The organism is Kitasatospora sp. NPDC127067, from assembly GCF_042724755.1.
GTDB classification, from domain to species: domain Bacteria; phylum Actinomycetota; class Actinomycetes; order Streptomycetales; family Streptomycetaceae; genus Kitasatospora; species Kitasatospora lactacystinica.
Genome location: NZ_JBHXEM010000207.1, coordinates 1 through 9,610, shown reverse-complemented (window position 1 = coordinate 9,610; position 9,610 = coordinate 1). Strand labels below are relative to the sequence as shown.

Here is a 9,610-nt window from a genome sequence, read left to right as displayed (position 1 = left end):
CCGGACGGTGGCCCGCACGCTCCGGATCCGACACCGGCAGCACGCTCAGCGCATCGGCGGTCTCCGCGGCGTCCAGGTCGATCCGCCGCACCCCGGCGCCAACGCCCAGGCCCAGCCCCGCCGTCGCACCGGAGGTGACCAGCACCGACGGCCGGGCGTCCGCCACCGTCGCCGCCAGCCGCTCGACCGGGTACTCCGGGTCCAGCGGCAGGTACGCCGACCCCGTCTTGCCGATCGCGAGCAGCGCCACCACCAGCTCCACCGAGCGCGGCAGGCACACCGCGACCAGGTCCTCCGGCCCCACACCACCCCCGACCAGCAGGTGCGCCAGACGGTTCGCCCGCTCGTTCAACTCCCCGTACGTCACACCACCCGCCGCGTCCGACACCGCCACCGCACCCGGCGTCCGCACCGCCTGCGCCTCGAACAGCTCCGGCAGCGTCACCGCCGGCACCTCACGCGCCGTGTCGTTCCACCCGAACAGCACCAGCTCCCGCTCCGCCTCGCCCAACACCTCGACCCGGTGGGCCGGTTGGCGCGGATCGGCGGCCATCGCCGCGAGCACCCGGTGCAGCCTGGCGCCGAACTGCTCGGCCGTCCCGTGCTCGAAGAGGTCCCGGGCGTAGACGATGCGGCCCCGCAGGCCGGCCGGGCGCCGGTCGGCGGTGAAGCACTCCTCGAAGGTGAAGTCGAGGTCGTACTTGGCCGGCCAGCTGCCGTTCGGCAGGCCGCTGACGTCCAGCCCGGGCAGGTCGAGCGTGGCCCCCTCGTTGTTCTGGAGGACCAGCATGACCTGGAACAGCGGGTGGTGGGTCAGCGAGCGGGCCGGGGCCAGGCTCTCCACCAGCCGCTCGAACGGGACGTCCTGGTGCGCGAACGCCTCCAGTCCCGCCTCGCGGACCCGGTTGAGCAGGCCGGAGAACGTCGGCGAACCGGAGAGGTCCGTCCGCAGGACCAGGGTGTTGACGAAGAACCCGACCATGTCGTCCATGGCCGCGTCCGTACGCCCGGCGACCGCCGTGCCGATCGGGATGTCCTCCCCCGCGCCGAGCCGGGACAGCATCGTGGCCAGGGCCGCCTGGAGCACCATGAACATGGTCACGCCCTCGGCCCGGGCGAGCCTGGTCAGCTCCTCGTGCAGCCCGGCCGGGACGGTCAGCTCGACGACCCCGCCGCGGTGGGTCAGCGCCGCCGGGCGCGGACGGTCCGCCGGCAGCTCCAGCTGCTGCCGGGTGCCGTCGAGCGTCTTCTCCCAGTAGGCGAGCTGACGGTTCAGCACGCTGCCCGGGTCGTCGTCCGCGCCGAGCAGCTCGCGCTGCCACACCGTGTAGTCGGCGTACTGCACCGGGAGCGGGGCCCAGTCGGGCGCGCCGCCGGTGCTGCGCGCCGTGTAGGCGGACGAGAGGTCCTGGGCCAGCGGGCGCATCGACCAGCCGTCGCCGGCGATGTGGTGGATCACCACCAGCAGGACGTGCTCCTCGGGCCCGACCGCGAACAGGGTCGCCCGGATCGGGATCTCCGTGGCCAGGTCGAACGGGCGGGCGGCCGCCCGGGCCAGCAGCCCGTCGACGTCGGCCGCGGCCGCCTCCACCACCGCGAGCTCGCAGCGGTACTCGTCCACGGCGAGGACCCGCTGCCGCGGCTCCCCCGCCGGGGCCGGGAAGACCGTCCGCAGCACCTCGTGCCGCGCCACCACGTCCCGCAGGGCGTCCGCCAGCGCCGACCGGTCCAGGGCGCCCGCGAACCGCAGCGCCAGCGGGATGTTGTAGGCCGCGTTCGCGCCGTCCAGCTCGTTGAGGAACCACATCCGGCGCTGCTCCAGGGAGAGCGGCACCACGTCCGGGCGGGCGGTGGCGACCAGCGCGGGCGCGGCCTGCTCCGCCTTCGACAGCCGGGGCGCCAGCGCGGCCACGGTGGGGCTCTCGAAGACCACCCGCAGCGGCAGTTCCACCCGCAGCGCCGAACGGACGCGGCTGACCAGCCGGGTGGCCAGCAGCGAGTGCCCGCCCAGCTCGAAGAAGTCGTCGTCGACGCCGACCTGCGGCAGGCCCAGGACGTCCGCGAACAGCTCGGACAGCAGCTGCTCCTCCGGTGTCCGCGGCGCCCGGTAGGACGCCTCCAGCGCCGCCGCGTGGTCCGGTGCCGGGAGAGCACGGCGGTCCAGCTTGCTGTTGGCCGTCAGCGGCAGCGCCTCCAGGGCGAGCACCGCGGACGGGACCATGTAGTCCGGCAGCACCGCCGCCAGCTCCGCGCGCAGGGCGGCGGTGTCCACCGCCGCGCCCGCCTCGGGCACCACGTAGGCGGTCAGCCGCTTGTCGCCGGGGACGTCCTCGCGGACGATCACCACGCCCTGGGCCACGCCCGGCCGGGCGAGCAGGGCGGACTCGATCTCCGCCAACTCGATCCGGAAGCCGCGGATCTTCACCTGGTCGTCGGTGCGGCCCAGGTAGTCGAGCGTGCCGTCCTCGCGCCAGCGGGCGAGGTCGCCCGTGCGGTACATGCGATCCCCCGGCCCGCCGAACGGGCAGGCCACGAAGCGCTCCGCGGTCAGGCCCGGACGGTTCAGGTAGCCCCGGGCCAGCCCGGTGCCGGCGATGTACAGCTCGCCGGGCACCCCCACCGGCACCGGCCGCAGCGCGGCGTCCAGCACGTACACCCGGGTGTCGTCCATCGGGCTGCCGATGGGGAGCGTGTGCCCGAGCTCGGCCCGGGCGGCCATCGGGTGCTGGGTGGCGCACAGCGTGGTCTCGGTCGGGCCGTACAGGTGGCGGACGGTCAGGTGCGGGAGGGCGTCGAGCAGCCGCGTGACCGCGGTGGGCGGCACGACGTCGCCGCCGGTGAGGACCTCCGTCACGTCGGCGAAGATCTCGGGGCTCTCCTCGCTGATGACGCGGAAGAGCCCGGCCGTGACGTGGACGTGGGTGGCCCGGGTGTCGACGATCAGCCGGTGCAGGGTGGCGCTGTCGAGCTTGACCTCCGGCGCGATGGAGACGCTGCCGCCGTGGACCAGCGGGACCCACAGCTCGTAGGTGGAGGCGTCGAAGGCGTGCGGGGCGTGGAACAGCACGCGGTCGGCCGGGCCGACGTTCCAGCGCGAGTCCCGCACGAGGGCGGCGACGTCGGCGTGCGTGGTGACGATGCCCTTGGGGGTGCCGGTGGAGCCGGAGGTGTACATGATGTACGCCGCCTGGTCCGGCAGCACCCGCGTCGGGCTCACGGGCTCCATGGTGTCCGCGCCGTCCGAGCTGTCCGCGCCGTCCGCTGCGGACGCGGCGAGGACGTCGGCGTCGACGAGGACCACCCGGGTGCCCTGCGCCTCGGCCGTGCGCACGACCTCGTGCTCCCGCAGGGCGGAGTCGGCCACCAGCAGGTGCGGCCGGGCGTCCGCCAGGACGGCCGCCGTCCGCGCCTCGGGCGAACGCAGGTCCAGCGGGACGAACACGCCGCCCGCCTTGGCGATCGCCAGGAAGGTGGTGACCAGCTCCGTGGACCGGTGCATGCCGACGGCGACCAGCGACTCCGGCCCGACCCCGTGGCCGGCCAGGACGCGGGCCAGGCGGCCGGCGCGCGCGTCGAGTTCGGCGTAGGTCAGCGTCTCGTGGTCCGGGGTGTCCGTGGTGTCCGGGTCCATGGCGCGCGTGCGCACCAACGCGACCGCGTCCGGCGTCCGGGCGGCCTGCGCCTCGAACAGCTCCGGCAGCGTCGCGGCCGGCAGCTCCCGCGCGGTGTCGTTCCAACCGCGCAGCAGCTGGTCCTGCCGACGGTCGTCCAGGACGGCGACCGTGTCCAGCGTGGCGGCGGGGTGCGCCTCCAGGGCGCCGACCAGATTCTCGACGGCGGTGTGCAGCAGGCCGCAGACGGTGTCGGAGCCGATCGGCTCGGCCGCGTGCACCGTGAGCCGGAAGCCGACGCCGGTGTCGTCCACCGAAGCCGTCAACGGATAGTTGTTCCGCTCGTGGGCGTACAGGATGTCGATGCCCGCGATCCCGGTTTCCAGTAGGTTCCCCTGACAGGACTCCGAACGCGGCCTGCTGTGGCGGTAGTTGAGGAGCGAGGTGAACAGCGGACTCTGGGTGGGGAGTCCGGCCACCTGCTGGGCGAGCGCCAGCGGGGCGTGCTCGTGCCGCAGCAGCTCGCCCAACTGGACCTGGACCGACCGCAGTCCGGCGTCCAGCGGCCGGGTGGCGTCGATCCGGATCGGCAGGGTGTTGATGAACAGGCCCGGGGTGCGGCTCGCCGTGTCCCCGGCATCCATCCGGCCGAGCAGCACCGTGCCGAACACCGGATGCGTCTGCCCGGTCGTCGCCGCCGCGACCCGCGCCCACGCCAGGTGGAACAGCGCGGCGGCACTGGCGCCGTGGCGACGCGCCTGTTCGCGGACGCGCTCGGCCAGTTCGGCCGACAGCTCGACGATCGCCTCGCCGGTGTCACTGCCGTCGCCGCGAGTGCCCAGGACGCCGTACGGCGCGGTCGGCTCCTCGACGTCACCGAGCGCCCGCTCGAAGTAGGCGCGGTGCTGGTCGGCGGTGACCGCCAGGCGAGCGTGGGCGACGAAGTCGCGGTACGGCGCCGGGGCCGGCAGGTGGCCCTCCTCCTGCTCCAGGTGCGCTCGCACCTCGTCCAACAGGATCTCCAGAGCCTGGTGGTCGCGGATCAGGTGGTGGCTGCGCAGAGCGACCAACCAGCTTCCGCCGGAGGTAATGTGAGTGATCGTCAGATCAAGCATCGGCGCCTGACGGATGTCCATCGACGACGGGCAGGCCGCCAGCAGCCGGGCCACCGCGTCATCGCCCTGGTCCCCGGTGAGGACGACCTCCTCGACCGCCAACGGCGCCTGGCGCAGGACGACCTGGAGCGGCTGGGAGATGCCCTCCCACAGAACGGCCGTCCGCAGGATGTCGTGCCGGTCGACGACGTGCTGGAGCGCGGTCACGAACGCCTCGACGCGCTCGCGGGAGTCGAAGCCCAGAACGACCGGGACGATGTAGACGTCGCGGCCCTGGTCGGCGTCCAGCAGGTGGTGGAAGAAGATCCCCTCCTGCAGCGGCGCCAGCGGGTAGATGTCGGCGATGTTCGCCGCACCGCGGGGGACCTGCTCCACGATCCGTGCGAGATCGTCCTCGGTGACCTCGGCCAGCGTGATCATGTCCGGAGTCAGCGCGGTGGCGTCCTGCGGGATCCGGTTCTCCGGCACCACGAAGGCCCGGCCGGTGTCGACGGCCGCAAGTCCGGCCGCCGTCGGGGCCTGGAAGAGCGCCCGCACCGAGACCTGGAGGCCGCGCGAGCGGAGGCGCTCGACCAGGGTGACGGCCAGCAGGGAGTGACCGCCGAGCTCGAAGAAGTTGTCGTCGATGCCGACCCGCTCCAGCCCGAGGACCTCGGCGAACACCTCGCAGAGCAGTTCCTCGTCCGCCGTGCGCGGCGCCCGGTAGGCCTCCTGGATCGCGGTGATCTCGGGGGCCGGCAGAGCGCGGCGGTCCAGCTTGCCGTTGACCGTCAGCGGGAGCGCGTCCAGCAGCACGATCGCGGACGGGACCATGTACTCCGGCAGGACGGCGCCCAGCCCGGCCCGGATCTCGGCGGTGTCCACCTCCGCACCGGCGGCGGGCACCACGTAGGCGGCAATGCGCTTGTCGCCCGGAACGTCCTCGCGGACGATCACGGCCGCCTGCGCGACACCCGACCAACCGAGGACGGCCGCCTCGATCTCGCCCAGCTCGATGCGGTAACCGCGCACCTTCACCTGGTCGTCGGTCCGGCCCAGGTAGTCCAGCGTGCCGTCCTCGCGCCAACGCGCCAGGTCACCCGTACGGTACATCCGCTCCCCGGACTCGCCGAACGGACAGGCCACGAAACGCTCCGCCGTCAGCCCCGGACGGTTCAGATACCCACGTGCCAACTGCACACCGGCGAGGTACAACTCGCCTGCCACACCGACCGGAACCGGACGCAGGGCCGCGTCCAGCACGTACACCCGGGTGTTGCCGACCGGCCCACCGATCGGCACCGTCGCCGTCCCCGGCACGCACTCCCAGGCGGTGACGTCGATCGACGCCTCCGTCGGCCCGTACAGGTTGTGCAGCGACACGCCGAGGTCGCGCAGGAAGGCGTCACGCAGCTCCGGCGACAACGCCTCACCACTCGCGAACACCGCCCGCAGAGACGTGCAGGTCCGCACGGCCGGCTCCAGCAGGAACACCTGCATCATCGACGGAATGAAGTGCGCGACCGTCACACCCTCCGCACGGATCACCTCCGCCAGATACGCCGGATCACGATGCCCGTCCGGACGGGCAACCACCAGGGTGGCGCCCGTCGTCAGCGGCCAGAAGAACTCCCACACGGAGACGTCGAACCCGACCGGAGTCTTCTGCAACACCCGATCCGACGAGGTCAGCCCGTAGTCCTCCTGCATCCACGCCAAACGGTTCACCACACCGTCGTGCGCAACCACCACACCCTTCGGACGACCCGTCGACCCCGAGGTGTAGATCACGTACGCCGGGCTCTGCGGCCCGTGACCCACCCGCGCCGGATTCGAAACCGCCTGCACACTCAGGGCGCTGACGGTGTCCGGGCTGTCCAGGTCGATCCGCCGGACACCACCCGTCAGCTCTCCGCCCATCGTCACGCTGTCGGTGACCAGCACCGCCGGACGACCGTCCTCCAAGGTGGAGGCCAGACGCTCCACCGGATAGTCCGGGTCCAGCGGCAGATACGCCGCCCCCGCCTTCCCGATCGCCAGCAACGACACCACCAGCTCCACCGAGCGCGGCAGACACACCGCCACCAGATCCTCGGCGCCGACACCGCCCTCGACCAGCAGGTGCGCCAAGCGGTTCGCCCGCTCGTTCAACTCCGCATACGACACGACCTCACGCGCCGCACCACTGCCGAACACCACCGCCACCGCATCCGGCGTCCGCGCCACCTGAGCCTCGAACAGCCCCGGCAACGTCCCCACCGGAACCTCACGCACGGTGTCGTTCCACCCGCGCAGCACCAACTCCCGCTGCCCGGCGTCCAGAACCGCGATCCGGTCGAGCGTGGCGGCGGAGTCCTGCTCCAGCCCGCCGACCAGATTCTCCACCGCCGTGCACAGCAGACCGCAGACCACAGCCGAGTCCATCGGCGCGCACGCCTGCACCGTGAACCGGAACCCGGCGCCGGTGTCGTCCACCGACACCGTCAACGGGTAGTTGTTGCCCTCATGGGCGTACAGGATGTCGATGCCCGCGATCCCGGTCTCCGGCAGGTTCCCCTGACCGGACTCCGAACGCTGCTTGCTGTGACGGTAGTTGAGGATCGAGGTGAAAAGCGGGCTCTGCGCCGGCAGGCTGGTCGCCTGCTGGGCGAGGGTCAGCGGGGCGTGCTCATGGGTCAGCAGCTCGGCCAACTGCGCCTGTGCTGCCCGCAGTCCGTCGCCCAGTCGCTGGGTGGCGTCGACCCGGATCGGCAGCGTGTTGATGTACAGACCCGGCGTACGGCTCGCCGCACCTCCCGCGTCCATCCGGCCGAGCAGCACCGTGCCGAACACCGGATGCGTCTGCCCCGTCGTCGCCGCCACGACCCGCGCCCACGCCAGGTGGAAGAACGCCGCCGCACTCACACCGTGGCGACGCGCCAACTCGCGTACCCGGTCGGCCAATTCCTCCGACAGCTCGACAAGCGTCTCACCGACCTCGCCGCCGTCGCCGCGCGTGTCCAGCACGCCGTACGGCGCGGTCGGCTCCTCCACCTCCCCGAGCGCCCGCTCGAAGAACGCGCGGTGCTGCTCGGCCGTGACCGCCATTCGCGCGTGCGCGACGAAGTCGCGGTACGGCGCCGGCTCCGGCAGCCGGTCTTCCTCCTGCTCCAGGTGCGCCCGCACCTCGTCCAGCAGGACTTCCAGCGCCTGGTGGTCGCGGATCAGGTGGTGGCTGCGAAGCGCGACCAACCACCGGCCACCAGAAGCATCCTGAGTGACAGTCAGATCAAGAAGAGGTGCCCGGCGGATGTCCATCGACGGCGGGCACGCCGCCAGCAGCCGGGCGACCGCGTCGTCACCGGCGCCGGCCGCCAGGGCGATCTCTGACACCACCAGCGGAGCCTGCCGCAGCACGACCTGCAGCGGCTGGGACAGTCCCTCCCACAGCACGGCCGTCCGCAGGATGTCGTGCCGGTCCACCACCGCCTGCACCGCGGACACGAATCCGTCGACCCGCTCCCGCGAGTCGAATCCCAGCACCGTCGGCAGGGTGTAGACGTCACGGCCCTGGTCGGCGTCCAGCAGGTGGTGGAAGAAGATGCCCTCCTGCAGCGGCGCCAGCGGGTAGACGTCGGCGACGTTCGCCGCACCGCCCGGGACCTGCTCCACGATCCGCGCGAGATCGTCCTCGGTGACCTCGGCCAGCGTGATCATGTCCGGAGTCAGCGCGGTCGCGTCGCTCGGGATCCGGTTCTCCGGCACCACGAACGCCTGGCCTGCGTCGACGGCCGCAAGTCCGGCCGGCGTCGGCGCCTGGAACAGCGCCTTCACCGACACCTGCAGACCGCGGGAACGCAGTCGCTCCACCAGCGTCACCGCCAGCAGCGAATGCCCGCCGAGTTCGAAGAAGTTGTCGTCGATGCCGACCCGCTCCAGACCGAGGACCTCGGCGAACGCCTCGCACAGGAGGATCTCCTCGGGCGTCCGGGGGGCGCGGTAGGAGGCCTCCAGCTCGGCGGTCCGGTCCGGGACCGGCAGGGCGCGACGGTCCAGCTTGCCGTTGACGGTCAGCGGCAGCGCCTCCAGCAGCACGACCGCGGACGGGACCATGTAGTCGGGAAGCGCCGTCGCGAGCGCATCCCGCAGCGCGACGGCATCCAGCGCCACGTCCGCATCCATGTCCGGGACGGCGTAGGCGGTCAGCCGCTTGTCGCCGGGGACGTCCTCGCGGACGATCACCACACCCTGTGCCACGCCGGCCTGGCCGAGCAGGACGGACTCGATCTCGCCCAGCTCGATGCGGTAACCGCGCACCTTCACCTGGTCGTCGGTACGGCCCAGGTACTCCAGCGCCCCGTCGGCGCGCCACCGCGCCAGGTCGCCGGTGCGGTACATCCGCTCCCCCGCCTCGCCGAACGGGCAGGCCACGAACCGCTCCGCCGTCAGGTCCGGACGGCCCAGGTAGCCGCGCGCCAGCTGGGCACCGGCGATGTACAGCTCACCCGCCGCACCCACCGGGACCGGACGCAGCCCGGAATCCAGCACATACGCCCGGGTGTTCCACATCGGCCGGCCGATCGGGACGACCTCCGACCCGTCCAGCACCTCCGGGAGCACGAAGTCGGTGCACCCGACCGTCGCCTCCGTCGGACCGTAGTGGTCCACCACCACGACACCCGGGTGCCGCTCGCGCCACTGCGCCACCGCCGCCGCCTGGACCGCCTCACCGCCCACCATCAGCCGGCCCGTCGGACTCACCCGATCGCCCAGCGAGTCCAGCACCGCCAGCGCGCTCGGCGTCACCTTCATGAACGACGGCCGACGACCGCCCAACACACCCGGCAGAGCGTCGTCCAACGCGGCGACCACCACCTCGCCACCGCACACCAGAGCCCCGTACAGACCCGTCACACCCGCGTCGAA

Annotated in this window: 1 protein-coding gene; it reads right to left on the bottom strand. The window is 72.6% G+C overall.

What is annotated here, in order from left to right:
• A partial coding sequence (locus ACFWJ4_RS39580) for an amino acid adenylation domain-containing protein (protein ID WP_380553783.1) occupies window positions 1–9,610 on the bottom strand: 9,610 nt, incomplete at both ends.